Annotated in this window: 23 protein-coding genes and 1 pseudogene; 13 read left to right on the top strand and 11 right to left on the bottom strand. The window is 64.0% G+C overall.

All coding sequences use genetic code 11. The features are described 5' to 3' along the window. Nucleotides 1-5 precede the first annotated feature (5 nt). The 3 genes from ugpE to ugpB form a co-directional block, all read right to left on the bottom strand. On the bottom strand, nucleotides 6-854 hold the full coding sequence (gene ugpE / locus EJ071_RS09805) for a sn-glycerol-3-phosphate ABC transporter permease UgpE (RefSeq protein ID WP_126097689.1): 849 nt from the start codon (nucleotides 852-854) through the stop codon (nucleotides 6-8). Nucleotides 855-862: 8 nt separating this feature from the next. Then, a complete protein-coding gene (gene ugpA / locus EJ071_RS09800) occupies nucleotides 863-1,747 on the bottom strand; it encodes a sn-glycerol-3-phosphate ABC transporter permease UgpA (protein WP_126102524.1) in 885 nt (294 codons plus the stop codon). Between the two features lie 73 nt (nucleotides 1,748-1,820). Continuing rightward, nucleotides 1,821-3,125, bottom strand: coding sequence for a sn-glycerol-3-phosphate ABC transporter substrate-binding protein UgpB (gene ugpB / locus EJ071_RS09795; protein WP_126097688.1), 1,305 nt, complete (start codon nucleotides 3,123-3,125; stop codon nucleotides 1,821-1,823). Between the two features lie 342 nt (nucleotides 3,126-3,467). Between ugpB and EJ071_RS09790 the strand changes: the two genes are divergently transcribed. Next, nucleotides 3,468-5,915 (top strand): EAL domain-containing protein, encoded by a 2,448-nt coding sequence (locus tag EJ071_RS09790; protein WP_126097687.1) that lies wholly within the window; start codon nucleotides 3,468-3,470, stop codon nucleotides 5,913-5,915. Here the strand turns inward: EJ071_RS09790 and EJ071_RS09785 are convergent. Both EJ071_RS09785 and EJ071_RS09780 read right to left on the bottom strand, forming a co-directional pair. Beyond that, nucleotides 5,899-5,988 (bottom strand): annotated as a pseudogene (locus EJ071_RS09785) (TlpA family protein disulfide reductase); the annotation flags it as partial. The gene EJ071_RS09790 and the pseudogene EJ071_RS09785 overlap by 17 nt on opposite strands. 20 nt (nucleotides 5,989-6,008) lie before the next feature. Further along, entirely contained in the window at nucleotides 6,009-6,671 is a 663-nt protein-coding gene (locus EJ071_RS09780) for a WYL domain-containing protein (protein WP_245460190.1), read from the bottom strand. A gap of 142 nt (nucleotides 6,672-6,813) precedes the next feature. Between EJ071_RS09780 and EJ071_RS09775 the strand changes: the two genes are divergently transcribed. Further along, the gene (locus tag EJ071_RS09775; protein WP_126097685.1) at nucleotides 6,814-7,134 is read left to right on the top strand and encodes an antibiotic biosynthesis monooxygenase; all 321 of its coding nucleotides are present in this window, start codon (nucleotides 6,814-6,816) and stop codon (nucleotides 7,132-7,134) included. A 9-nt stretch (nucleotides 7,135-7,143) separates the two neighbouring features. Beyond that, entirely contained in the window at nucleotides 7,144-8,277 is a 1,134-nt protein-coding gene (locus tag EJ071_RS09770; RefSeq protein ID WP_126097684.1) for a DNA alkylation repair protein, read from the top strand. Between the two features lie 42 nt (nucleotides 8,278-8,319). On the opposite strand, the gene EJ071_RS09765 is transcribed toward EJ071_RS09770, so the two are convergent. After that, on the bottom strand, nucleotides 8,320-9,003 hold the full coding sequence (locus tag EJ071_RS09765; protein ID WP_126097683.1) for a TlpA disulfide reductase family protein: 684 nt from the start codon (nucleotides 9,001-9,003) through the stop codon (nucleotides 8,320-8,322). 36 nt (nucleotides 9,004-9,039) lie between these two features. Between EJ071_RS09765 and argH the strand changes: the two genes are divergently transcribed. The 3 genes from argH to lysA all read left to right on the top strand — a co-directional run bounded on the left by argH (nucleotide 9,040) and on the right by lysA (nucleotide 12,040). Next, nucleotides 9,040-10,440 (top strand): argininosuccinate lyase, encoded by a 1,401-nt coding sequence (gene argH, locus EJ071_RS09760; RefSeq protein WP_126097682.1) that lies wholly within the window; start codon nucleotides 9,040-9,042, stop codon nucleotides 10,438-10,440. A 72-nt stretch (nucleotides 10,441-10,512) separates the two neighbouring features. Further along, nucleotides 10,513-10,719, top strand: a complete 207-nt coding sequence (locus tag EJ071_RS09755; RefSeq protein WP_126097681.1) for a hypothetical protein — start codon at nucleotides 10,513-10,515, stop codon at nucleotides 10,717-10,719. 52 nt (nucleotides 10,720-10,771) lie between these two features. Beyond that, nucleotides 10,772-12,040, top strand: a complete 1,269-nt coding sequence (gene lysA, locus EJ071_RS09750) for a diaminopimelate decarboxylase (protein ID WP_126097680.1) — start codon at nucleotides 10,772-10,774, stop codon at nucleotides 12,038-12,040. Between the two features lie 3 nt (nucleotides 12,041-12,043). On the opposite strand, the gene EJ071_RS09745 is transcribed toward lysA, so the two are convergent. Beyond that, nucleotides 12,044-12,346, bottom strand: a complete 303-nt coding sequence (locus EJ071_RS09745) for a metalloregulator ArsR/SmtB family transcription factor (protein WP_126097679.1) — start codon at nucleotides 12,344-12,346, stop codon at nucleotides 12,044-12,046. Nucleotides 12,347-12,396: 50 nt separating this feature from the next. Here EJ071_RS09745 and EJ071_RS09740 point away from each other — a divergent pair, with 50 nt between their 5' ends. Both EJ071_RS09740 and EJ071_RS09735 read left to right on the top strand, forming a co-directional pair. Next, entirely contained in the window at nucleotides 12,397-13,338 is a 942-nt protein-coding gene (locus EJ071_RS09740) for a threonine/serine dehydratase (RefSeq protein ID WP_126097678.1), read from the top strand. Between the two features lie 114 nt (nucleotides 13,339-13,452). Continuing rightward, a complete protein-coding gene (locus EJ071_RS09735) occupies nucleotides 13,453-16,041 on the top strand; it encodes a TIGR02302 family protein (protein WP_126097677.1) in 2,589 nt (862 codons plus the stop codon). 51 nt (nucleotides 16,042-16,092) lie between these two features. On the opposite strand, the gene EJ071_RS09730 is transcribed toward EJ071_RS09735, so the two are convergent. Continuing rightward, nucleotides 16,093-16,977, bottom strand: coding sequence for a LysR substrate-binding domain-containing protein (locus EJ071_RS09730; RefSeq protein WP_126097676.1), 885 nt, complete (start codon nucleotides 16,975-16,977; stop codon nucleotides 16,093-16,095). Nucleotides 16,978-17,166: 189 nt separating this feature from the next. Here EJ071_RS09730 and EJ071_RS09725 point away from each other — a divergent pair, with 189 nt between their 5' ends. Further along, on the top strand, nucleotides 17,167-18,117 hold the full coding sequence (locus EJ071_RS09725) for a DMT family transporter (RefSeq protein WP_126097675.1): 951 nt from the start codon (nucleotides 17,167-17,169) through the stop codon (nucleotides 18,115-18,117). A 4-nt stretch (nucleotides 18,118-18,121) separates the two neighbouring features. On the opposite strand, the gene EJ071_RS09720 is transcribed toward EJ071_RS09725, so the two are convergent. The 3 genes from EJ071_RS09720 to EJ071_RS09710 form a co-directional block, all read right to left on the bottom strand. Then, a complete protein-coding gene (locus tag EJ071_RS09720) occupies nucleotides 18,122-18,493 on the bottom strand; it encodes a response regulator (RefSeq protein WP_126097674.1) in 372 nt (123 codons plus the stop codon). 71 nt (nucleotides 18,494-18,564) lie between these two features. Continuing rightward, nucleotides 18,565-19,107: a hypoxanthine phosphoribosyltransferase gene (gene hpt / locus EJ071_RS09715; RefSeq protein ID WP_059187960.1), complete on the bottom strand. Its 543-nt coding sequence runs from the start codon at nucleotides 19,105-19,107 to the stop codon at nucleotides 18,565-18,567. Nucleotides 19,108-19,131: 24 nt separating this feature from the next. Then, nucleotides 19,132-19,773, bottom strand: a complete 642-nt coding sequence (locus EJ071_RS09710; protein WP_126097673.1) for a hypothetical protein — start codon at nucleotides 19,771-19,773, stop codon at nucleotides 19,132-19,134. 181 nt (nucleotides 19,774-19,954) lie between these two features. On the opposite strand from EJ071_RS09710, the gene ftsE reads away from it, so the two are divergent. From ftsE to EJ071_RS09690, 4 genes are all read left to right on the top strand, one after another. After that, on the top strand, nucleotides 19,955-20,614 hold the full coding sequence (ftsE, locus tag EJ071_RS09705) for a cell division ATP-binding protein FtsE (protein WP_126091697.1): 660 nt from the start codon (nucleotides 19,955-19,957) through the stop codon (nucleotides 20,612-20,614). Next, the gene (locus EJ071_RS09700; RefSeq protein ID WP_126097672.1) at nucleotides 20,607-21,596 is read left to right on the top strand and encodes an ABC transporter permease; all 990 of its coding nucleotides are present in this window, start codon (nucleotides 20,607-20,609) and stop codon (nucleotides 21,594-21,596) included. Before ftsE ends, EJ071_RS09700 begins: the two co-directional genes overlap by 8 nt. Nucleotides 21,597-21,804: 208 nt before the next feature. Continuing rightward, nucleotides 21,805-22,494: a YdcF family protein gene (locus EJ071_RS09695; protein ID WP_245460189.1), complete on the top strand. Its 690-nt coding sequence runs from the start codon at nucleotides 21,805-21,807 to the stop codon at nucleotides 22,492-22,494. A 477-nt stretch (nucleotides 22,495-22,971) separates the two neighbouring features. After that, the gene (locus tag EJ071_RS09690) at nucleotides 22,972-23,913 is read left to right on the top strand and encodes an IS110 family transposase (protein WP_126096410.1); all 942 of its coding nucleotides are present in this window, start codon (nucleotides 22,972-22,974) and stop codon (nucleotides 23,911-23,913) included. Nucleotides 23,914-24,006: the final 93 nt, after the last annotated feature.

The raw sequence follows: 24,006 nt of genomic DNA, 5'->3' as shown, positions 1-24,006 counted from the left end.
GGCCCTCACTTCTCGGATTCAACGAGCCCGCGCACGAACCAGCGCTGCATCAGCACCACGACAAGGATCGGCGGCACGATGGCCAACATCGCCGTTACCATGACAAGGTGCCACTGGGTGTCGGCATCTGCGAAGGAGACCATCTTTTTCAGCGCGATGACGATGGTGTTCATGTCGTTGCTGTTGGTGACCAGCAGCGGCCACAGATATTGCGTCCAGCCATAGATGAAGAGGATGACGAACAGCGCCGCGATGTTGGTGCGCGACAGCGGCAGGAGGATGTCGAAGAAGAAGCGCCACGGCCCAGCCCCGTCGACGCGCGCCGCCTCGACGAGCTCGCCCGGAATGGTCATGAAAAACTGCCTGAACAACAGCGTCGCGGTGGCCGAGGCGATCAGCGGGATGATCAGGCCGGCATAGGTGTCGATCATGCCGAGATCGACCATCACCTTGTAGGTCGGCAGGATGCGCACCTCGACGGGCAGCATCAGGGTGATGAAGATCAGCCAGAAGAAGGTCATGCGCAGCGGAAAACGGAAAAAGACGATCGCGTAGGCCGACAGGATCGAGATGAAGATCTTTCCGGCCGCAACGCCGAGCGCCATGATCGTGGTGTTGAAAAGCAGCCTGCCGACGCTGACCCCGCCGATGCGCCCGACACCGCCGAACAGCGCCTCGCCGTAATTGTTCCAGAACTGGTCGCCGGGCAGCAGCGGCAAAGGCGGCTTGAGGATCGTCTGCAGCGTCTGCGTCGAGGCGACGAAGGTATAGTAGATGGGAAATGCGACGATCAGAATGCCGAGGATGAGAGCGGCATGGGCGATCAGGATGCGCAACGGGGACTGGCCGATCATCGCTCGCCTCAGCCGTAATGAACCTTGCGTTCCACATAGCGGAACTGGATGGCTGTGAGAGCGATGACGATGGCCATCAGGATTACCGACTGCGCCGCCGAATCGCCGAGGATCAGGTTGACGAAGCCATCATTGTAGACCTTGTAAACCAGCGTCTCGGTCGTCTTGCCCGGTCCGCCGCCGGTGACGGCATGGACGATGCCGAACGTGTCGAACAGGGCATAGACCGTATTGACGACCAGCAGGAAGAAGGTCGTCGGCGCAAGCAGCGGGAAGACGATGGTCCAGAAGCGCTTGGTCTCGCGAGCGCCATCGATCGCCGCCGCCTCGATCAGGGTTTTGGGCACCGCCTGCAGCCCGGCGACGAAGAACAGGAAATTGTAGCTGATCTGCTTCCATGCCGCGGCGGACACCAAAAGGATCATGGCGTGGTTGCCGTTGAGCAGCGGGTCCCAGGCGATGCCGAGACTTCTCAGCACATAGGACAGCGAGCCGATCGAGGGGTTGAACAGGAACAGCCACAACATGCCGGCGATCGCCGGCGCTACCGCATAGGGCCAGATCATCAGCGTGCGGTAGAGCGCTTTGCCGCGCACCACCTTTTCGGCCATCACGGCAAGCAGCAATGCCACGGCCATCGCCACGATCGCGGTGGCAAGCGAAAACGCGACCGTGACCTTGATCGAGTTGAGATAGGCCGGATCGGCAAGCACTTTCCGGAAATTGGCGAACCACACGAACTTGCTCTTCAGCCCGAACGGATCCTGCCTGAGCATGGACTGGTAGAGCGCCTGCCCGGCCGGCCAGTAGAAGAAAACCAGCGTTATGGCGAGTTGCGGCGCCACGAGCAGGTAAGGCAGGACCTTGTTGGGAAAAACGACGCGAGGGGTCAGCTTCGTGCTCTCATCATGCGAGGGTCGCCCACGCGAACCTGCGCGGGCGACGTTCCGTCTCGACAGCCAGGGTCTAGTTCCCCAACGCGTCCTTGATGGCGGCATTGCCGCGCGAGACGGCATTGTCGAGCGCCTGCTGGGCCGTTTCCTGGCCGGCCAGCATCTTCTCGAGCTCCTCGTTCTGGATATCGCGCACCTGCGGCAGATTGGGCAGCCGCACACCCTTCGAATTCTCGGTCGGCGCCTTGCCGGTCATCTGCAGGATCGGTGTCTCGCGGCCGGGGTTCTTGTCATAGAAGCCGGATTTCTTGGTCGCCTCATACGCTGCGAGCGTTACCGGCAGGTAGCCCGACTTCTGGTGCAGATATTCCTGCACCTCGGTCTTGGAGAGATAGGCGAAGAAGGCAGCGACGCCCTTGTATTCTTCATCCGACTTGCCGCTGAAAACCCAGAGGCTGGCGCCGCCCGGCGTCGTGTTCTGCGGCGCGCCCTTGGCGTCGCTGTCGTAAGGCAACTGGCCGATGCCGTAGTTCATGCCGGACTTGACGATGTCGCCGAGACCACCTGACGATTCCGTGAAGATGCCGCATTCGCCGGCGAGGAATATCTGCTTTGCTTCGGAGGTGCGTCCGCCATATTTGAAGGTGCCGTCCTTGGCGAGGTCCGCCAGCGCCTGAAAGTGGTTAACGAAGATCGGCGCGTTGATCTTGAGCTCGACATCGCCTCCGGCCAGTCCGTTCTGCTGGGTCGCCCAGGACACATTGTTCCAGGCGGCAAAATTCTCCAGATGGATCCAGGTCAGCCATGTCGAGGTGTAGCCGCAAGGAGCGGCGCCGCTCGCCTTGATCTTCTTTGCCGCTTCCCAGACCTCGTTCCAGGTCTTGGGCGGGCTGTTCACGTCGAGGCCGGCCTTCTGGAAGATGTCCTTGTTATAGTAGAGGATCGGCGAGGACGAATTGTAGGGGAAGGACAGCATGGTACCGTCCGGCTTCGAATAGTAGCCGACGATCCCGGGCAGATACTGGCTCTTGTCGAAAGTCATCCCGGCGCCCGTCAACACATCGGCCACCGGCTTGATCGCGCTTTCGGCCGCCATCATGACGCCGGTGCCGACGTCGAACACCTGGATGATGTCTGGCGCTTGGCCGGCCCGGAAGGCAGCGATGCCGGCATTTAGCGTTTCGGGATAGGTGCCCTTGAACACCGGCACGACCTGGTAGTCGCTCTGGCTGGCGTTGAAGTCCTTCGAGATCTTGTCGACGACCTCGGCATTGGCGCCTGTCATGGCGTGCCACCAGCTGATCTGTGTGACGGCAAAGGCAGAGGTGGTGGAAAACAGCATCAAGGCGGCACCGGCCGCGAAGCCGAAGAACTTCATGTTTTCATCTCCCGTTTGTCATTGGCGGAAGGAATACTCCCGCAAAGCCAATATGTGCCGCCCGCCTCCGTCGGACAACGGTTTTGTTGCTCCTCGGCATACTTCGCTTCCGGCTAAAGTAGCGAGAAGCAATGTAGATAGCCGGCTCACCAAAGGGCGAACGATACGCCGGCCCGGAAGGATTGTCTGCCAAGTCGGCCTCTGCCCATTGTCATTGCAAACCGTCCAGTGCTCTACAACCCGCAAAGCACGCTGTAGTTGCATGCGCAATAACTGATTTTTCAATCGTCGAGCCCTAATCAATTCCGACTTGATTGATGCGGGAAGATCAGGTGAAGCAGGATGTTGACCGTCTATAATTGCATCGTGCACGAGCACGATCTGAGATTGGTCGCGCTTGCGGCGCTCATCTGCGGAATCTCCTGTTATTCCGCGGTCAATCTTCTCCGCCACGTCCAGCAATCGACCAGTCGAAACCGCTATGCCTGGCTGCTGATCGCCGCCACGGCGACAGGATTCGGCATCTGGGCGACGCATTTCATCGCCATGGTCGCCTTCACGCCGGGAATACCCAACGCCTACAACGCGGAGCTTTCCGCGCTGTCGCTGGCCGCTTCCGTCATCCTGACGGCGGCGGGAATGTGGATCGCCACTATGCGTGGCGGCATCGATCACTACCTTGTCGGCGGCGCCGTGCTCGGCGCAGGCATCGCCGTGATGCACTATACCGGCATGGCGGCGTTCGAGGTCCAGGGCAGAATCGTCTGGAATGAGCTGCTCGTCGCTCTTTCGCTGGTGGCGGGCATCACGCTTGCCGCGCTTTCGCTGCTCGTTGTGCTGCGCCGCCCGTCGACACTTACGACGATCGCCGCCGCCATCCTGCTCACATTGGCGATCTGCACCCTGCATTTCATCGCCATGGGGGCCGTCTCGATCTACCCGGATTCCTCGATAGAGATCTCTCAATTCACGATAGCGCCGCTGTCGCAGGCCTTTGCCGCCGCGGCGGCGAGCCTGGTCATCCTCGTGCTCTCGGCCGCGGCGCTCAGGATCGATCTGCGCTTCCGCCGTCACCGGGTCGAGGCCGAGCGCATGCATGGCCTGGCCAACGCCGCCGTGGAAGGGCTCATCGTCTGCGACGGCAGCCGCATCGTCAGCGCCAACGACAGCATCGCGGCGCTGAGCGGCGCCACCGCCGGCACGCTGAACACGATGACGCTTGGCGACCTTTTCGGCGAGCGCATCGCCTCCAGCATCGCCGGCGGCAACGGCCAGGCGCAGGAAGCCGAGTTGCGCAGCCAGGACGGCACCCGGATCCCCGTCGAGCTGATCGCCCGCAGCATCGACTATTGCGGCAAGCCTCACGACGTCGTCGCCGTCCGCGATATACGAGAACGCAAGAAGGCCGAGCAGGAAATCATTCGCCTCGCGCATTTCGATCCGCTGACCGGGCTTGCCAATCGCCGCAGCTTCACCAGCCGGCTCGAGGCCGAGATCGCCGCGGCGGGCACGAGCCGCAAGGGCGGGCAGCTCGCGCTCATGCTTCTCGACCTCGACCGGTTCAAGGAGGTGAACGACCTTTTCGGTCATGCGGCCGGCGACGCCGTGCTGCAACGGGTGGCGCAATGCGCTTCGAGCGTGCTTCGCCACGGGCAGATGCTTGCCCGTCTCGGCGGCGACGAGTTCGCCATCATAGCGCCGAACCTTCCCGACCCGCAGGCAGCCGGCCGGATCGCCGAGGCGGTGCTTTCCAAGCTGCGCCAGGAGAGCCAGTTGTCGCCCGGCGGCGAATTGGTGTCGGCCAGTATCGGCATCGCCCTTTTCCCGCTCGACGCCGACGAGCAGGCGTCGCTGGTCAGCCACGCCGACACCGCGCTCTATCGCGCCAAGGCCGAGGGCAAGGACACCTATCGCTATTTCGAGGCTTCGATGGGTGCGGAGACGCGCGACAGGCGCGCCATGGAGCACGATCTGCGCCAGGCGGTGGCACGCGGCGAGTTCCGGCTGGTCTACCAGCCGCAAAAGGAAATCAGCAGCGGCAAGATGATCGGCTTCGAAGCCCTGATCCGCTGGCATCATCCCGAACGCGGCAATATCCCGCCGTCCGTTTTCATCCCCGTGGCCGAAGACAGCGGCGGCATCGCCCAGATCGGCGAATGGGTGCTGGCGACGGCTTGCGAGGAGGCCGCGCGCTGGAAAAATCCGCTGACGATCGCCGTCAATGTTTCGGCGGTGCAACTGCACAATCCGAATTTCAGCCGCAAGGTGCACGAGATCCTTCTCCGCACCGGCCTTGCACCCGGCCGGCTGGAGCTCGAGGTGACCGAGACGGCGCTTATCAAGGACATGCCGCGGGCGCTCGCGACCTTGCGGCAGGTCAAGGCGCTTGGTGTCCGCGTCGCGATGGACGATTTCGGAACCGGCTATTCGTCGCTGTCCAACCTGCGCGCCTTCCCCTTCGACAAGATCAAGATCGACGGCTCCTTCATCAAATCGGTCGACAGGAACGGCCAGGTCGCGGCCATCGTGCGCGCCGTGCTGGGGCTGGGGCGAGGCCTCGGACTGCCGGTTCTGGCCGAAGGCGTCGAGACGCTGGACGAATTGCGCTTCCTCGATGCCGAGGACTGCGAGATCGGCCAGGGATACTATCTCGGCAGGCCGGGCCCGATCGAGACCTTCAGCGAGCTGACCGGCGTGCCGGCGCCGGCGGCCAACGATCGCGTCACGCCTCGCGGCGGCAGCATCCTGATGCTGGAGCCGGCCGCCGCTGCGCTCAGCCTGACGGGCTGACCGCCGCCTCCACCAGCCGCTTGGCGTCGGGGCTCGACCATTCGGCCGGGCCGTTCATATGCGCGATCGGGCAGGCCCAGCGCCGGCTCATGTTCAAGGCTTGATCACGTCCACGCCTTCAATCGCTTTGTCGAAAATTTCAGGCCGCCGCAGCTGAAACTGTTCCTCCTCGACGAGCGCGAATCTCATCCTGTCGCATCGGAAGCTGCGCACTGCGTCACGATCTCGATCCCATCCGATCACGTACCAGACGGGATAGTTCAATAGCAGGAGTTGCGGTTCCACCAGCCGCATCGCTTTTCTGTTCTGCACGTCCGTGTAGCTGAAACGCAACACGCGTGTTTCGAGGAAGGCGCGAAACAGCGCATTGATGCTATCGCCGTCGGGGACCGCGAAGCCCTGTACGACCGAAGCGGATGCGCTGTGGCCGATGAGGATACGGTTCCGCAACGCTTCGATGCGGTCGCGGAGGGCCGGGGCGAAGGACGCCGTCAGCTTGCGCCGAATCGAGGATAGATTGGCAATCAGCCAGGGGGACTGAAGCTGCTCCGCGATGGCGAGGCTAACCAGCAGGTCGACCGCTTCGCGATAGGTCAGCGTCACGCGCCCAATACCCCATGTCCGGTGCAGCCGGACGCCGCCCCCTCGACCTCGATCCGACTCTACCGGCAGCCCTCGCTCGCGCAGGATCTCGAGGTCGCGGGCGAGCGTCCGCGCGCTGATGCCGAGCTCGCTGGCGATCTCAGCGATGGTCATTGGTTCGTCCGCTTTAAGACGGCTCGCGAGCAAATCAAGCCGGTCAAGCCGGCTGCGGGCAGAGGCACGTGGCATTGGAGAAATATGCCATAAAATGACAGCTTTAAAACTACGAGAAATCATCGCAATCGAGGATACGACAATGACTGCAATCACTGTGGAAATGGCGAAGATCAATTTGGCCGTCGGGAAATCAGAAGCCGAACTCGTCGCTGCATCAGAACGGTTTCAGCGAGAGTTTCTTGGCAGGCAACCGGGGTTCCTCCGCCGTGAGCTTCTACGGCTGTACGAAGGAAACTACCTCGATCTTGTCCATTGGCGAAGCGCTGCCGACGCCAGAGCGGTAATGGAGCATGCGATGGAGTCGCCCCAGTGCCAGGCGTATTTCGCGGTTATGGCGATGGACGCGGACAAGCCCGACGAGGGGGTTGCTCACTATACGTCCCTCGCGGTCTACGGCTGAGGTCCGCTCTTGGAGCCGTTCAAGAACGTCTTCTCGCCGGATTTGGTGCGCTGTCTGGCGGCGCACCTGAAGCGGTGCATGCGAGGATTCGATGCCGCGGCCTTTGCTGCCGCAATCGAGCCGCGGCTTGCCGGGCTGGAGCTCAAAGCACGAGCACAGTTGATTGCAGACCAGCTGCATGACGCCCTGCCTGCCGATCCGGCTCGTCGCGCGGAAATCCTGCTTGCGACGCTCCACCCTGACCGGCTCGATCATGCCGATCAGCCTTCCGATGAAGACGGCATCTGCGGATGGGCCATCATGCCGCTGACGATGCTGGTCGGCCACCATGGGATCGACGATTTCGACCGTTCGATGTCGCTCATGCGCGAGTTGACCACGCGCTTTTCAGCGGAGTTCGGCATCCGCTACTTGCTGCTCGCGGACCAGCCCCGCGCATTGGCGATCATGGCGGGTTGGATCGGCGATCCCAACCGCCATGTGCGACGATTGGTTTCAGAAGGTACACGGCCGCGCTTGCCCTGGGCCATGCAATTGCCGGCGCTGATAACCGATCCGGGGCCAGTTATACCGCTGCTTGAACGATTGCGCGACGACCCCGAACCTTATGTGCGTCGATCAGTGGCGAACCACCTCAACGACATTTCCAAAGATCATCCCGCCATAGTTATCGAATTTGCAGCTCGATGGATGATCGGAGCAGAGGGCGAGCGCAAAGCGTTGCTTCGGCACGCCTGCCGCACGCTCATCAAGCAAGGCCAGGCAGACGCCCTTGCGATTTTCGGAAGCCGCCGACCGGAAATCGAGATGGAACCGCCCAGGCTGTCGGCACGAGAAGTCAGGATGGGCGAAACAATCGACCTGTCAATCACGCTGCGGTCGCTGTCGACGCAATCGCAGCGCCTGACCATCGACTATGTGCTGCATCTCCTGAAGGCCGGCGGTTCAAGACGACCGAAAGTCTTCAAGGGTGGGAATATCGTCCTCGCCCCTGGTGAGGCGACGACATTCAGCCGCCGGCACGCCTTCAAGGAGGTCACGACGCGGCGGCACTATCCAGGCGCGCACGGGGTTTCGTTTCGAATCAACGGACAGGACACCGCGCAGGCAGATTTCTCTCTGTTATTAGATGGGCATAGCTGACCCGGGAACTTCTCCCGAACTGAAATTTTGGCAGACCCGCGTTCACGGCGCCAATGCGGTCTCCACCAGCCGCTTGGCGTCGGGGCTCGACCATTCGGCCGGCCCGTTCATATGCGCGATCAGGCAGCCTTCGCCGTCGATCAGCATCGTCACCGGCAGGCCCAGCGCCAGCCCGCGTGTCTTGACCTCGTTGAACAAAGCTATCGTCGGATCCCGGTAATAGCCGAGCGTCTCGACGCCGATCTCCTTGAGGAATTTCTTAGGCTTGGCGTCGTCGCCGGTGTCGACGTTGACCGAGACGACCTCGAAGGCGTCGCTGCCCTTTTCCTTCTGCAGCCCGTCGAGCGCCGGCATTTCGGCGCGGCAGGGCGCGCACCATGTCGCCCAGAGATTGAGCAGCACCGTCTTGCCGGCACGGTCGGCGATCGTCATCGGTTTGCCGTCGGGGCCGTTGAAGGCAAGGCTCTTCAGCGACTGCGGCGGATCGGCCGGCTGCAGCGCTGCCACCTGGCCGACGGCCTTTGCCGCGACCTGCCTGGCCCGCTCGCCCTTGGCCTTGCACGCGACGTCGTCCTTGCTGCTGCCGGCGGCGGCAACCTGATCTGGCGCGTTGTTGCCAGAACCGCTCTCGCTGACATATACCGCGACCGCGCCCGCCAGCACGCCCGCCGCAAGGGCGGCGAGGATGAGGCGCGGGGCCGGGAAGAATTTATTGCCGTCTGCCATTTTCTTAAAAACTGCTCCGGAGCACGGGTTATAGCGATGAGCGACAAGAAGGCCAGCAACCAGATGTGGGGCGGACGTTTTGCCTCGGGTCCGGCCGCGATCATGGAAGCGATCAACGCGTCGATCTCCTTCGACCGCAAACTCTACGCACAGGACATCCGCGGATCGATCGCCCATAGCGAGATGCTGGCGCAAACGGGCATTATTTCGGCGGCCGATCAAGAAAAAATCGCTCACGGGCTGAACACGATCCTGAAAGAGATCGAGGCCGGTAAGTTCGAATTCTCGACCAGGCTCGAAGACATCCACATGAATGTCGAGGCGCGCCTTGCCGACCTGATCGGTACGGCCGCCGGCCGCCTGCACACCGCCCGCTCGCGCAACGACCAGGTAGCGGTCGATCTGAGACTCTGGGTCAAGGAGGAATGCCAGCGCGTCGCCCTGGCACTGAAGGACCTCATCGCCGCGTTCCTCGAACGCGCCGAGGAGCACGCCGCGACTGTCATGCCCGGCTTCACCCACATGCAGGCGGCGCAGCCGGTGACCTTCGGCCACCATTGCATGGCCTATGTCGAGATGTTCGGCCGCGATCTGTCGCGCGTCCGCGACGCCATCGAACGGATGGACGAGAGCCCGTTGGGCGCCGCCGCGCTCGCCGGCACCAGCTTCGGCATCGATCGTCACATGACGGCGAAGGCGCTCGGCTTCCGCGAGCCGATGCGCAATTCCCTCGACAGCGTCTCGGACCGCGATTTCGCGCTCGAGTTCCTGTCCATCGCCGCGATCTGCGGCACGCATCTGTCGCGGCTTGCCGAGGAGATCATCATCTGGTCTACGCCGCAGTTCGGCTTCGTCCGGCTCTCGGACTCCTTCTCGACCGGCTCCTCCATCATGCCGCAGAAGAAGAACCCCGACGCCGCCGAGCTGGTGCGCGGCAAGACTGGCCGCGTCAACGGCCATTTGATCGGCCTGCTGACGGTGATGAAGGGCATGCCGCTGACCTATGGCAAGGACATGCAGGAGGACAAGGAATCGGTCTTCGATGCCGCCGAGACGCTCGACCTGATGCTGGCGGCGACCACCGGCATGGTGCGCGACATGACGGTGAACACGGCCGCCATGAAGAAGGCCGCCGGCGCCGGTCATGCGACCGCGACCGACCTTGCCGACTGGCTGGTGCGCAATCTCGGCCTTCCCTTCCGCGAGGCGCATCACGTCACCGGCCGCGCCGTCGCCCTTGCCGAGGAGAAGAAGATCGGCCTGGAAAAGCTCCAACTGGAGGACCTGCGCTCGATCCATCCCGGCATCACCGACGACATCTTTTCGGTGCTTGCCGTGCAGAATTCGGTGAAGAGCCGCGTGAGCTTCGGCGGCACCGCGCCGTCGGAAGTGAGGAAACAAATCCGCTACTGGAAAAAGCGGCTGACGAAGGCGTAATGCCGGGATGCAATGCGCCGAAAACTCAGCTAAAAGCGGCGGCACAAGAAAACAGTTCGAACGGATGGATCGATGACCCGAGGCAGGATTTTGGTGACGCTCGCGCTGCTGGCGGCGGTTGTCACCGTCACGGCCTGCGGCCGGAGGGCAGGCCTCGATACGCCCTACGAGGCTGCCATGCAGGCGCGCAAGGACGCGGAGAAGGCGAAGCAGCCGCTGCCGCCCGAGCCGGAGAAACCGGTCAAGGACAAGAAGTTCATTCTCGACCCCTTGCTCTAAAGCCGATGAGATCGCCCGATCTCATCGCGCTCCAACTTTCGGACCATTTCCCGTGAACCATTTCGACTACCGCGACGGTGTGCTTCACGCCGAGGACGTCGCGATCCCCGACATCGCAAAGCAGGTCGGCACGCCGTTCTATTGCTATTCGACGGCGACGCTGACCAGGCACTTCCGCGTCTTCAGAGAAGCTTTTGCCGGCCTCGACGCGCTGGTCTGTTACGCCATGAAGGCGAACTCCAACCAGGCCGTTCTCAAGACGCTTGCCAGGCAAGGGGCCGGCGCCGACGTGGTGTCGGAAGGCGAATTGCGCCGCGCTTTGGCCGCCGGCATCCCGGCCGGCAGGATCTTGTTTTCGGGCGTCGGCAAGACCGCGCGGGAAATGGACTTTGCCCTCACCGCCGGCATCCTCTGCTTCAACGTCGAGTCCGAGCCGGAGCTGGAACTGCTCTCGGCGCGCGCCGTAGCGCTCGGCAAGGTGGCGCCGATTTCGCTGCGCATCAATCCGGACGTCGATGCCAAGACTCACAAGAAGATCTCGACCGGCAAGGCCGAGAACAAGTTCGGCATTCCGTGGCAGCGGGCGCGCCAGGTCTACGCCCGCGCGGCAGAGCTCCCCGGCATCAAGGTGACCGGCATCGACACCCACATCGGCAGCCAGATAACCGAGCTCCAGCCTTTCGACGACGCCTTCGCGCTGCTGGTCGAACTGGTCGGCGTGCTGCGCGCCGATGGCCATGCCATCGAGCATGTCGACCTCGGCGGCGGCCTCGGCATCCCGTACCGCGTCGACAACAGCCCGCCGCCGCTGCCTGACGCCTATGCCGAGATCGTCCGCAAGCACGTCGACAAGCTCGGCCTGAAGGTGATGTTCGAGCCTGGCCGGCTGATCGTCGGCAATGCCGGCATCCTGGTGTCGGAAGTGATCTATGTGAAGGAAGGCGACGCCAAGAACTTCCTCGTCGTCGACGCCGCCATGAACGACCTGATCCGGCCGACGCTCTACGACGCCTTCCACGATATCAAGCCGGTGGTGCAGCCGCCGGCTGTCACGCCGCGCATGAAGGTCGATATTGTCGGCCCGGTCTGCGAGACCGGCGACTTCATCGGCCTCGACCGCGACCTGCCCAGGCTGAAGGCCGGCGACCTCATCGCAGTCGCCACCGCCGGCGCCTATGGCGCGGTGCAGGCCGGCACCTACAACACCAGGCTCCTGGTGCCGGAAGTGCTGGTCGACGGCGACCGCTTCCATGTCGTGCGGCAGCGCCAGACCTATGAGGAGCTGATCGGACTGGACTCGCTGCCCGATTGGCTGGAGTGACGCCTAAATCTTCTGCTGGATGAGCGCCTTGGCTTCGGCGATCCTGTCCTCGTCGCGGCGATAGAATATCCATTGCTTGGTGCGCTTGGCGCTGAGCAGGCCCGCCTGGGTCAAGACGCGCATATGTTCGCTGAGCGTCGCCTGGGTGATGCCGAGCTTTTCGGCGATCAGCAGAGCGCAGACGCCGTCCTCGACCAGATCGCCATCGGCCTGGCGCGGGAAATGGGCGGGCGGATCCTTCAGCCAATCGAGGATCTGCAGCCTGCGTTCGTTGGCAATCGCCTTGAAGATGTCGACCTCTTGCATTTAGCCATTTTGCTAAGTTACTAATTGAAGTCAATCCCAGGGAGCCTCGCATGCTGAACAGCAGGACGATCACGCGCGAACGCATCGCCGCCGTGGAGCCGCGCATCCGCCCATACGTCCGCCACACGCCGGTGATGCGCGTCGACATGGCCGATTTCGGCCGGCCGGCCTTCCCGGTCGACCTGAAACTCGAATGCCTGCAGCATTCCGGCTCCTTCAAGGCGCGCGGCGCCTTCACCAACCTGCTCGAGCGGCAGGTGCCCGAAGCCGGCGTCGTCGCCGCTTCCGGCGGTAATCATGGCGCTGCCGTCGCCTACGCCGCCATGAAGCTCGGGCACAAAGCGACGATCTTCGTGCCCGAGGTCAGCCCGGCGGCGAAGCTCGAACGCATCCGCGGCTACGGCGCCGAACTGGTCGTCGGCGGCGCGCGCTACGCCGAGGCGCTGGCCGCCAGCGAGGATTTTGCCGCCAGGACCGGCGCCTTGCAGATCCATGCCTTCAACCAGGAAGAGACGCTCGTCGGCCAGGGCACACTCGGCCTCGAGATCGGAGCCGACCTGCCCGAGATCGACACACTTCTGGTCGCCGTCGGCGGCGGCGGCTTGATCGGCGGCATCGCCGCCTGGTTCGCTGGCCGTATCCGCATCGTCGCCATCGAGCCGGAAGGCGCGCCGACGCTCTACCGCGCCTTCGAGGCCGGCAAGCCGATCGATGCGCCGGCGGAAGGCATCGCCGCCGATTCGCTGGCGCCGAAGCGCGTCGGCGAGATGATGTTCCCGATTGCGGAAGCCTTCGTGGAGCGCTCGATCCTGGTCAGCGACGACGACATCGTGGCCGCCCAGAGAGCGCTCTGGGACCGCGTGCGAATCATCGCCGAGCCCGGCGGGGCCGCTGCCTTCGCCGCGATGCTTTTCGGCCGCTACGCGCCGGCACCTGGCGAGCGCGTGGCCGTCCTGGTCTGCGGTTCCAATACAAATCCCGCGAATTTCTAACGATAATCTGGGCGAAGCTCTTCACGATTTTGGAACCCGCCTCGCCTTTGCCGTGTTTGCTGTTATTCTTCTGCTCATGAGGCTCGGGCTGTCCTGCCCGAGCAGGAAGGGCCGATGACGGAACGACCCATTTCCAGCGAACGCGGCCTGGCCGGGCGACTTGCCTTGAGCCGGCTGGCGACGCGGGCCTCGATGATCTTCGAGCGTGGCTGGCCGTTGCTGCTGCCGCTGGCAGTGGTCGCCGGCCTGTTCCTCAGCGTCTCGTGGTTCGCCCTGTTCCAGCGTTTGCCGGATTTGGCGCGGATCGGCCTGCTGATCCTGTTCTCCATCTCGGCGCTGGCGGCGCTCTATCCGCTGCGCTTCTTCCGCGTTCCTTCCACCGCCGAGGTCGACCGGCGCATCGAGGCCGCGAACGAGCTGCTGCACAGCCCCGTACAGGTGCAGACCGACAGGCCGAGCGGCGCGGAGAGCCTTTTCTCGCAGGCTCTGTGGCGCGAGCACCAGAAGCGCATGGCCGAGCGGCTCTCCAGTCTCGGCGCCGACAGGCCGCGCACAAACGTGCCGGATTACGACCGCTGGGGCCTGCGGGCCCTTGTCGGCCTGCTGTTCGTCACCGCCTTTGCCTTCTCGTTCGGTCCTTTCGGCGGCAGGATCGGCGACGGCTTCGTCGCCAGCGCCGCGCGCGATACCGTGCCGCCGCGCATCGATGCCTGGGTGACGCCGCCCGCCTATACCGGCAAGCCGCCGCTGTTTTTGACCGCCGACGTCAAGCAGGCCGCGCAGACCTTCAGCATCCCGCAGGGCAGCGACGTCTCGCTGCGCGTCACCGGCGGCTCGGGCGAGGAAACGTTGAGCTATGCCGACACGAACGGCAATGACCGCGCCATCGAGCCGGCCGCGCCGAAGGGTGTCGCCCCAGCCGCCGCCCAGCCTGGACCCAAGGTGCGCCAGTTCTCCGGCAAGCTGAGCACCAATGGCACGCTGACGCTCAAGTCCGGCGAGGACGACCTCGGCCGCTGGGCCTTCGCCATCATTCCGGACAAGCCGCCGACGATCCGTTTCGTCGGTGAGCCGAAGCGCGCCGTCAACGGCGCCATCGAGCTCAACTACCAGATCGACGACGATTATGGCGCGGCCTCCGCCAAGGCTGCCTTCGAGCTGTCGGATCCGCCGCCGGCCAATGCGCATCCGCTCTATGGCCCGCCCGACATGCCCCTGACCCTGCCGCGTCGCGGCGGCAAGGCGAACACGGCCAAGACGACCAAGGACCTGACCGAGCATGTCTGGGCCGGCAGCACCATCAAGCTGAAGCTCATCGCCACCGACGATGCCGGCCACACCGCCACCAGCGAAACCAGGACTTTGGTGATGCCGGAGCGGCCCTTCGCCAATCCGCTGGCCCGCGCCGTGATCGAGCAGCGCCGGCTGCTGGCGCTCGACACCAACGCCAAGCCGCGCGTGCTCGACCTGATGGACGCGATCACGCTGCGCCCCGAGGATACCTTCGACAACATGTCGCATTATCTCGCGATCATGAGCGCGAGGAGCCGGCTGAAACTCTCCGGGACCGACGACCAGTTGCGCAACGAGGTGGGTTATCTGTGGGAGATCGCGCTCGGCATCGAGGAAGGCAATCTGTCGGCCGCCGAGCGGCGCTTGCGCCAGGCGCAGCAGGCGCTGCAGGACGCCATCAAGAACGGCGCCAGCGACGAAGAGCTCGAGAAGGCGATGAAGGAACTGCGCGAGGCGATGAACCAGTTCCTGCAGGAATTCGCCCAGCGCGCGCAGCAGAACCCGAACGCGCCGCAGATGCAGCAGAACGGCCGGGAACTGCGCCAGAGCGACATCAACCGGATGATGGACGAGATCGAGAATCTCGCCAAATCCGGTGACCGCGACCGGGCCCAGCAGCTCCTGTCGGAGCTGCAGGACATGATGAACAACCTGCAGGCCGGCCGCCAGCAGCAGGGCGGCGAGCAGGACAGCGAGATGCGCCAGCAGATGGACAAGCTGGGCGAGATCATGCGCCGTCAGCAGGAGATGATGAACGACACCTTCCGCCTCGATCAGATGCAGCGTGGCCAGCGCGGCCAGAACGGCGACCAGCAGATGGGCGAGGATGGCGAGCAGAGCCAGTCGCAGGAAGGGCAGAAGCCAGGCCCCGGCGACGACCGCGACCCGCTTGGCCGGCAGAAGCCGATGACGCAGCAGGAATTCTCCGACGCGCTGAAGCAACTGCAGGAGGGCCAGGGCCAGTTGCAGAGCGAGCTCGACAAGCTGAAGAAGGGCCTCGAAGGCATGGGCATGCAGCCCAATGAGGGCTTCGGCGAGGCCGGCAAATCCATGGGCGATGCCGAGCATGCGCTTGGCGAAGGCGAAGGCGACCAGGCGGTCGGCCATCAGGGCCGGGCGCTGGAGGCGCTGCGCCGCGGCGCCAAGGACATGATGAAGCAGATGCAGGCCATGCAAGGCGACCAGGGCGGCAGCGAGCAGGGCGGGCGTCAGCAGGATGCCGACCGCGATCCGCTCGGCCGGCCGCGCGCCACCAAGGGTCCCGACGACGGCAACTCGGTCAAGGTGCCGGACGAGATCGATGTGCAGCGCGCCCGCCAGATCCTCGAAGCGATCCGCAAGCGCCTCGGCAACGCACTGAGCCCCGACATCGAGCGCAGCTACCTCGAACGGCTGCTCGAGCTGAAGTAGCCGTCAGGCCACTTTGCCGAAGTTCCGGGCGAGCCGGGCGGTTTCAATCAATCAAAGATCGGCTGTCGCTTGCGCCTGCCTGGTCAGCATGAAAGCCTCCCGGATCGCGTCCTCCATGCCGTCGATCGCTTCGCCGGCCGCCTGCGGATTTCGGTGCAGCACCACATTGGAGGAATCGATGTCGCCGAAGCCGTCGGCGGCCGTCAGCTCGCGGCAATCCGGCGGGATGTTGCTGCGTGAGATCGGCGCGATCGCGAGACCGGAAGTGACGGCCAGCGCCAGGCCGCCATTGGTGTCGCTGGTATAGGCGACGCGGTAATCGAGGCCGCGCTGCTGCAGCGACTTGATCGCGAAGTCGCGGCACCAGCCGTCGCGGCTGTAGAGCGCGATCGGCACCGGCCGCTCCTCATGCATGTGGTGCAGCGTCGATGTCACCCACACCGTAGGATCGTGCATCAGCACCTCGCCGCCGGAAAAGCCTTCCCACTCGAACACCACGGCGAGGTCGAGCTCGCCCGCCGCCAGCGCCCTCACCTGCGAGGCCGAATGGGCGTAGCGCACCGTAACCTCCACGCGCGGATGGCGTTTGGCGAATTCGCCGAGCGCCCGCGACAGGATCGAACGGCCGTATTCGGCAGGGATCCCGATGCGCACCAGCCCGCCGAGCGGCGGCGCCACCAGCGACGCAGCCGTCTCGTCGAGCAGCGACACGATCCGACGGGCGTTGCCGATGAGCTCGCCGCCGCGCCGCGTCAGCGCCACCCCGCGCGAGCCGCGCTCGAACAGGCTGTCGCCGACCATGTCCTCCAGCTTCTTCATCTGCATGGACACCGCCGACTGGGTGCGTCCGGCCTTTTCGGCGGCCTTGGTGAAATTGCCCGTCTCGGCCACCGCCACGAAGGTGCGCAGGAGGTCGCTGTCGAGGGTGGGCTTCATCGATATCGCCATAAGAAATTTTGATTGCTGGTATCATTCCAATTCGTTTGCAACATGTCAAACGCCGCAGGATAGTTGGTCTACCCATTGGATATGCGGCCGCGAGTTTCGGCCGCGGACCAATTCGAAGAGTCCTCACTCGTGCCCGCTGCCCGAAACGGTAGCGGGCTCTTTTTCGCTGGATCGACCATGCAGAACCGGACGGCGCTTGGCATTCTGAGCCTCTGCCTGGGTGTTCTCGTTTTTTCGTTGCAGGACCCGCTGGTGAAGGCGGTTTCAGGCGGCTATCCGGTGACGGAAGTGATAGCGATCCGCGCCATCGTCGCGTTGCCGATCCTTATCGTTATCGTTCATGCCGACGTCGGTCTGAAGGCTTTGTTGTCGAAGCGAGCAGGCATGCTGACGCTGCGCGCCTTCATCCAATTCAGCTCCTACACCGTCTACTATTTGGCGATCGCCGCCCTATCGCTGGCCGACGCCATAGCACTTTATTTCATGGCGCCACTCTTCATCATGGCGCTTGCCGGGCCTTATCTCGGGGAGCACGTCTCCTGGCGGACGCTGACGACCGTGCTCATCGGCCTGGTCGGGGTGGTCGTGATGCTGCGTCCGGGCGCCGGATTGTTCGACTGGGCAGCACTCCTGTCGCTCGGCTCGGCGTTTCTTTACGGCTTCTCGCAGCTGATGGCGCGCCGGATCGGCGACACCGAATCCTCCACCGTCATGGCCTTCTACCAGAACGGTGCCTATCTCACCGGCGCTGTGGCGGTCGCCACGATATTTCATCTTGCCGGCATCACCCACGCGGGCCATCCGAGCCTCGACTTCCTGGTGCGGCCATGGGTGTGGCCGGCGCTGCCGGACTTCCTGAAGATGGCCGCCTGCGGCTTCGTCGCTTCCGCCGGCATGATTTTGCTGTCGCAGGCCTACCGGATGGCGCCCGCGAACCGCGTCGCCACCTTCGAATATACCGGCATCCTTTGGTCGCCGCTCTGGGGTTTCCTGTTTTTCGCCGAGGTGCCGCGCGAAACGACGGTGCTGGGCGCGGCGCTCATTATCGGCGCCGGCCTGGTTGCGCTCAACGGTGAACGCCGGCGCAGTGCGGCACCAACGGTCGCCGCGACCGGCGATGCTGTCTAAACGGTCAAGCGAAGCAGCTTAAGGCCCGACCGACGCGGGCGCGGATTTCGGCCAGCGTGAACGGCTTCTGCACGACGTCGAGGATGATCCCGTTCAGTTCCTCGGCGCGCTCGCGCTGGTCGGCATAGCCGGTCATCAGCATGATCTTCATCGCCGGGAACTGTTTTGCTGCCGCCGTCGCCATCTCGATGCCGTCCATCTCCGGCATGCGGATGTCGGACACCACGAGATCGTAGCCGCCATGCGCCTGCCGGATCAGCGCCAGGCCCTGCGCGCCGTCGGCGGCAATGGTTACGTTGTGCCCATCGCGCTCCAGCGCGCGGGCGGCGAGGGTACGGACGGACTCATCGTCCTCGACGATCAGAAGTTTTGCCATGCCGAAATACATGGCGGGGAAACGTTGACTTTTTCTGAAAATTTGAAAGGTCGATGGAGCCTTTCGGCGCCTTATGCGTCACCCTTGACGACGCCGACAAACGGCAACTCGCGAAAAGCATGCGCGACATCCATGCCGTAGCCGACGACGAAATAGTCGGGACAGTCGAAGCCGACATAATCGGCGTTGAGCGTGGTCTGGCGCCGCATGCGCTTGTCGAGCAGCACCGCGATGGCGCAACTCCTGGCGCCGCGCGACAGCATGAGGTCGCGGGTGAAGGAAAGCGTCTTGCCGGATTCCAGTATGTCGTCGATCAGCAGCACGTCGCGGCCGGCAACTTCATTGTCGATGTCGCGCAGCACCTTGACCTCGCCGCTGGTGGTGCCGGCGCCATAGCTGGAGATGAAGATGAATTCCACCTCGGGCGACAGGCCGACATCGTGCATGGCGCGGATCAGATCGGCGGCGAAGACGAACGAGCCCTTCAGGATCGAAATCACCAGAAGGTCGTGGTAGTCGCGCCCGGCGATCTCCTTGGCGAGCTCGAGATTGCGGCGGGCGATCGCCGACGCCGAAAACAGGACCTCGATGTCCTTGCCGCGCACAACTGGCATCGATTGCCTTTCTTGAGAGATCGCCTAGCCGGCGAAGATTACAGAGACGGTTTTTACACCGTTTCTAGGCACATCGAGCCGGCTGGAAAAGCCGAATCTTTCGCCGGGTGCCAGCGGGCGGTTGGATGTCCCCAGCCTGTAGCGGATGACGTTGCTGGCTTTGTCGGTGACGCGTATCTCGATTGGCGGCAGCGACTCCGATCTTGCGCCGTCATTGGCGGCCTCGCCGTCGACGAAAAGAACGGGCTTCAATCCCGAAGCATCGATTCGCGACGTCACGCCGGAAATGCTCAGCGCGCTTGCCGGCTGCGCAGCCGCCCAGAAAGGGCTCTGACGCACCAGCGCGTGCCCGCCCGAGACCCAGAAAGCGACGAGTGCCGCGCCCACGCCGGCGGTCCAGAAGACCGGACCGCCGCGCGAGGCCGGGCGCGCTGGCGCGGCCTCCGGTTTGCGCAGCATGCCCATGCCTTCGATGGAGGGCGTCGAGGGCGTTGGCGGTGGCGCCGCGATCGGTCCCGGACGGGCTGCGAAACGCGGCAGCACAACATAGTCGGCATCGACGATGTCGGGCGGCACATCGAGCACCGCGCGCTCCGGCGCGGCATTCGCCGCCGTGCCGGTCATGATTTCGCCGGAAACAGGGCGCGCGGTTCTATCCTCAGCCATTACGGCCCCAGTGCAATCTTCGTTTGTTTTGGGTAAACGCAAATGGTTAACGCTTCCCCACCGGAACCGCTGTGAAACGTCGAAAACGAGCCGAAATTAACCGACCATTAACCATGCCGGCCGATGGTCTTGGCAAAGAACAGGCCGGCAGGACGCCGCCCAAGGTTTCAGGTCGCCGAACGTGATCCGCTTCGAAAATGTCGGCCTCCGCTATGGCATGGGTCCGGAGATCCTCCGCGACATTTCCTTGCACATTCCGGAGCGCTCCTTTCAGTTCCTGAGCGGTCCCTCCGGCGCCGGCAAGACGACCTTGCTGCGCCTTCTCTTCATGTCGCTGAAGCCGACGCGTGGGCTGATCACCATTTTCGGCAAGGACCGCTCGCGCATCTCGCGCGGCGAGCTGCCGCTGCTCAGGCGTCGCATCGGCGTGGTGTTCCAGGATTTCCGCCTGCTCGATCATATGACCACCTATGAGAACGTCGCGCTGCCCTTGCGCGTGCGCGGGCGCGAGGAGGCAGGCTACCGCACCGACGTCACCGAGCTCCTGAAATGGGTCGGCCTCGGCGACCGCATGCACGTGCTGCCGCCGGTGCTGTCCGGCGGCGAGAAGCAGCGCGCCGCTATCGCACGCGCGCTGATCGAGCAGCCGGAGATCCTGCTTGCCGACGAGCCGACCGGCAATGTCGATCCGCCGCTGGCGCGCCGGCTGCTGAGGCTATTCATCGAGCTCAACCGGCTCGGCACCGCCGTGGTGATCGCCACCCACGACCTCGGCCTGATGGAGCAGGTCGATGCGCGGCGCATGATTCTCGCCGGCGGAAGGCTGGACGTCTATGACTGACCTTCCGGCCGATCACCTGCATGACGAAGCCGTCGAGACGACGGCGGCGGTGCGGCGCGTTCAGCGCAAGATGGCGCCGATCGTGCCGGCGCAGAACATCGCCGGCCGGGCACTGGTGCTGGTCATCGCCATCATGACCTTCCTGTCCTGCCTGACCTTCGGCGCCGTGACGCTGGTGCGCGACACCGCTTCGGTGTGGGAGAACCAGATCTCGCGCGAGGCGACGATCCAGATCAAGCCGGTCGAGGGCCTCGACATGGAAGCAGCCCTCGCGCAGGCCTCGCAGATCGCCAGCGAGTTTCCCGGCGTGAAGGGCACGAAGATCGTCGACCGCGAGGCGACGGCGCGCCTCTTGGAGCCGTGGCTGGGCACCGGCCTCAACATCGACGAACTGCCGGTGCCGCGCCTCATCGTCGTCACCATCGACGAGGCCAGTCCGCCCGACTTCGCCGCCATGCGCGCCGCGATCACGCCCAAGCTGCCGAGCGCTGCGCTCGACGATCACCGCACCTGGGTCGACCGGCTGGTCGCAATGGCGCATACAACGGTGACGATCGGCTTTGCCGTTCTGGCGCTGATATTGTCGGCGACGGTGCTGACGGTGGTGTTCGCCACGCGCGGCGCCATGGCGGGCAACGGCCACATCATCGAAGTGCTGCATTTCGTCGGCGCCGAAGCCCGCTTCATCGCGCGCGAATTCCGCTGGCATTTCCTGGTCACCGGCATGAAGGGTGCCGCCGCCGGCGGCGCGGCGGCCATTTTGGTCTTCATCGTCTTTTCCTGGTGGTCGTCGCGCAACATGGCGACGCCTGAGGCCGACCAGGCGACCGCGCTGTTCGGCAATTTCGCCATCGGCTCCACCGGCTATCTCGGCGTCGGCCTGATGGTGCTGGTGATCGGCGCGCTGACGGCGGCGACCTCGCATGCCACGGTCGTTGCCTATCTCAGCGATATCGACATCCGCCAGCCGGATGCGGGCTGATCATGACGCGATCGCCGTGGGACGAAATGAACACCGGTCTGAAACCGTTATGTTCGGGAAGGAAAACGATCACAGAGTGGGAGCTGCCGTAACGCAATGTGCGCCGCCTTATCTATCAAAGGCCGCATTTCAGAGTTAACCATAGGATGTTTTCAGGATTAACCTGGGGATGATGGACGCGCGGGATTCGATCGGAACGGCTGGACGGATGCCAGCAGCGCTTGCGCGCGGCGCGGTGCCTGCAAGGTCCGGGCGTCTGAGATTTGCGCTTCGTATCTGCTCCTTCTTCGTGCTTGCCCTGCTGGCGCTTTTCGCCGGCGGCTTCGGATGGTTCGCCGACAAAGTCAGCAGCATGACGACGCCGGCCAATCCGGCCAAGGCCGATGCCATCATCGTGCTCACCGGCGGCCAGTCGCGGCTCGACGCCGCCATGGATCTGCTGGCGTCGGGCAAAGGCGAGCGGTTGCTGATCAGCGGCGTTCACCCCTCGGCCAGCCGCCGCCAGCTGCAAGTGGCGATGGGCGGCGACAAGCAGCTGTTCTCCTGCTGCGTCGACATCGACCGCGCCGCGCTCGACACGATCGGCAATGCCGAGGAGAGCGCCAAATGGGTGGAAAGCCACGCCTATGGCAGCATCATCCTGGTCACCAACAATTATCACATGCCGCGCAGCCTGCTCGAGATGGGCCGGCTGCTGCATGGCGCGCGGCTCGAGCCCTATCCGGTGGTCAACACCAATCTCGGCAACGGCAGCTGGCTGACCAAGCCGGAAGCGCTGCGCGTTCTGCTCACCGAATACAGCAAATACGTGCTGGCGCTGGCGCGCGGCGTCGTTCCGCTTCGCCCGACCGCCGAGGGCGTCACCATCGCCGAAGCTTCCACAGTCAGGAAGAACTAGTTTCTCCCGGCACAGAAATTTTAGCGAATCGGATAGCGCTTGCATTGGCAGATCGCATGCCTTGGCGATTGGCCGAAAACGCCCCTCGCTTCGTCATCCTATGGCGGAGCAAGGAGCGAAGCGACGCGGCGCAGACCATAGGATCCATGCCGTGGCTTCGACGTGCCGCTGCGGTGCAGAATTCTGCTCCGCTGCGTTCTTCGGCTAAGGTCACGGCATGGATCCTTGGGTCTTCGCTCCGCTTCGCGTCGCTACGCCCAAGGATTGTTTGAGAAGGATCGGGTAGTTTGGCGGCCGGGACTGCAGGCCCATCACAGCCAGCAGTCCCGGCGGCAGGCGACCGTCCTAAGGACCGGGTAACACCCGACGTCATCATGGTCCCTGCCGTCTTTGTCCGCCATCGCTTGGAGAGTTGATTGGCCGCTGGCCTGAGCCACGCCCGCAAACAATCCGAAGCCTTTTAAGGATACCACCAGCATGGCCTTCTTGCACCACCAGCCGCAGCTGTGCCTCGGCTTCGACATCGCCAAGGACACCATCACCGTCGCCGACGGCACCACCACCCGCACCATAGCCAATCAGCGGCGTGCAATCCGTGCCCTCCTCAAGCGCTACAAACACATCGACCTTGTCGTGTGCGAGCCGACCGGAGGTCATGAAAGCCTGCTGCTCGAGGAGTGCCTGCGCGCCGGCATCGCCTGCCACCGCGCCGACACGCTCAAGGTCAAAAGCTTCATCCGCTCCTTCGGCACCCACGGCAAGAGCGACGCCATCGATGCCGGCATGCTTTCTGCCTACGGCCGTGAGCGCTGGGAGAAGCTGTGCCTGTGGCAGGCTCCGGATGCCGATGCGACACGCCTACGCGCCTTGGTTCGCCGCCGCCAGGAGCTCATGGCCTTCAGGGGTGCTGAGAAGAACCGCCTCAAGGCCCCCGGCGGCCGCGGGCTCGCTGCCTCCTTCAAGGCGATGATCAAAGCCGTCGACAATCAGATCAAGACCATCGAGGCCGACATCCGCGAACTGATCGCCAACAGCCGCACCCTCAAGCACCGGGCAGCCATATGCACGGCCATGGACAATCTCGGCCCGATCATGGCGGCCAAGCTGCTGGCCAGCTTGCCCGAGCTCGGCTCCCTGACCCGCCGCAAGGCTGCAGCCCTTGCAGGGCTCGCGCCTCATCCAAACGACAGCGGCCAAAAACACGGCTACCGCAAAATCCGTGGCGGACGCCCTGACGTCAGAACCATGCTCTACATGCCGGCCCTGTGCGCCGCAGCCGGAAAGGGCGAGTTCGCAGCCTTCTACAAACGCCTGCGCGCCAACGGCAAAAAGCCTATGGTGGCCATCGCCGCCGTCATGCGAAAGATCGTCGTCACCCTAAATGCCAGGCTCCGGGACGCCATGATTCCTCAGAGTTGATGACGACGTTGGGAAAGCCTCGCCTAATCACGAACGTTTGCGATGATTCACCGAAACGAGCATCTGCAACCTTTCAATCCCTGTGTCGAAGAA

The organism is Mesorhizobium sp. M1B.F.Ca.ET.045.04.1.1, from assembly GCF_003952465.1.
GTDB classification, from domain to species: domain Bacteria; phylum Pseudomonadota; class Alphaproteobacteria; order Rhizobiales; family Rhizobiaceae; genus Mesorhizobium; species Mesorhizobium shonense.
Note: the sequence above shows the minus strand (reverse complement) of the source record. Positions and strands in the feature narration are given on the sequence as shown.

Coding starts and splice junctions, on each gene's coding strand:
- ugpE (WP_126097689.1), bottom strand. CDS start 854: ATGATCGGCCAGTCCCCGTTGCGCATCCTGATCGCCCATGCCGCTCTC.
- ugpB (WP_126097688.1), bottom strand. CDS start 3,125: ATGAAGTTCTTCGGCTTCGCGGCCGGTGCCGCCTTGATGCTGTTTTCC.
- EJ071_RS09790 (WP_126097687.1), top strand. CDS start 3,468: ATGTTGACCGTCTATAATTGCATCGTGCACGAGCACGATCTGAGATTG.
- EJ071_RS09780 (WP_245460190.1), bottom strand. CDS start 6,671: ATGACCATCGCTGAGATCGCCAGCGAGCTCGGCATCAGCGCGCGGACG.
- EJ071_RS09775 (WP_126097685.1), top strand. CDS start 6,814: ATGACTGCAATCACTGTGGAAATGGCGAAGATCAATTTGGCCGTCGGG.
- EJ071_RS09765 (WP_126097683.1), bottom strand. CDS start 9,003: ATGGCAGACGGCAATAAATTCTTCCCGGCCCCGCGCCTCATCCTCGCC.
- argH (WP_126097682.1), top strand. CDS start 9,040: ATGAGCGACAAGAAGGCCAGCAACCAGATGTGGGGCGGACGTTTTGCC.
- EJ071_RS09755 (WP_126097681.1), top strand. CDS start 10,513: ATGACCCGAGGCAGGATTTTGGTGACGCTCGCGCTGCTGGCGGCGGTT.
- EJ071_RS09745 (WP_126097679.1), bottom strand. CDS start 12,346: ATGCAAGAGGTCGACATCTTCAAGGCGATTGCCAACGAACGCAGGCTG.
- EJ071_RS09740 (WP_126097678.1), top strand. CDS start 12,397: ATGCTGAACAGCAGGACGATCACGCGCGAACGCATCGCCGCCGTGGAG.
- EJ071_RS09735 (WP_126097677.1), top strand. CDS start 13,453: ATGACGGAACGACCCATTTCCAGCGAACGCGGCCTGGCCGGGCGACTT.
- EJ071_RS09730 (WP_126097676.1), bottom strand. CDS start 16,977: ATGAAGCCCACCCTCGACAGCGACCTCCTGCGCACCTTCGTGGCGGTG.
- EJ071_RS09725 (WP_126097675.1), top strand. CDS start 17,167: ATGCAGAACCGGACGGCGCTTGGCATTCTGAGCCTCTGCCTGGGTGTT.
- EJ071_RS09720 (WP_126097674.1), bottom strand. CDS start 18,493: ATGGCAAAACTTCTGATCGTCGAGGACGATGAGTCCGTCCGTACCCTC.
- hpt (WP_059187960.1), bottom strand. CDS start 19,107: ATGCCAGTTGTGCGCGGCAAGGACATCGAGGTCCTGTTTTCGGCGTCG.
- EJ071_RS09710 (WP_126097673.1), bottom strand. CDS start 19,773: ATGGCTGAGGATAGAACCGCGCGCCCTGTTTCCGGCGAAATCATGACC.
- EJ071_RS09700 (WP_126097672.1), top strand. CDS start 20,607: ATGACTGACCTTCCGGCCGATCACCTGCATGACGAAGCCGTCGAGACG.
- EJ071_RS09695 (WP_245460189.1), top strand. CDS start 21,805: ATGCCAGCAGCGCTTGCGCGCGGCGCGGTGCCTGCAAGGTCCGGGCGT.
- EJ071_RS09690 (WP_126096410.1), top strand. CDS start 22,972: ATGGCCTTCTTGCACCACCAGCCGCAGCTGTGCCTCGGCTTCGACATC.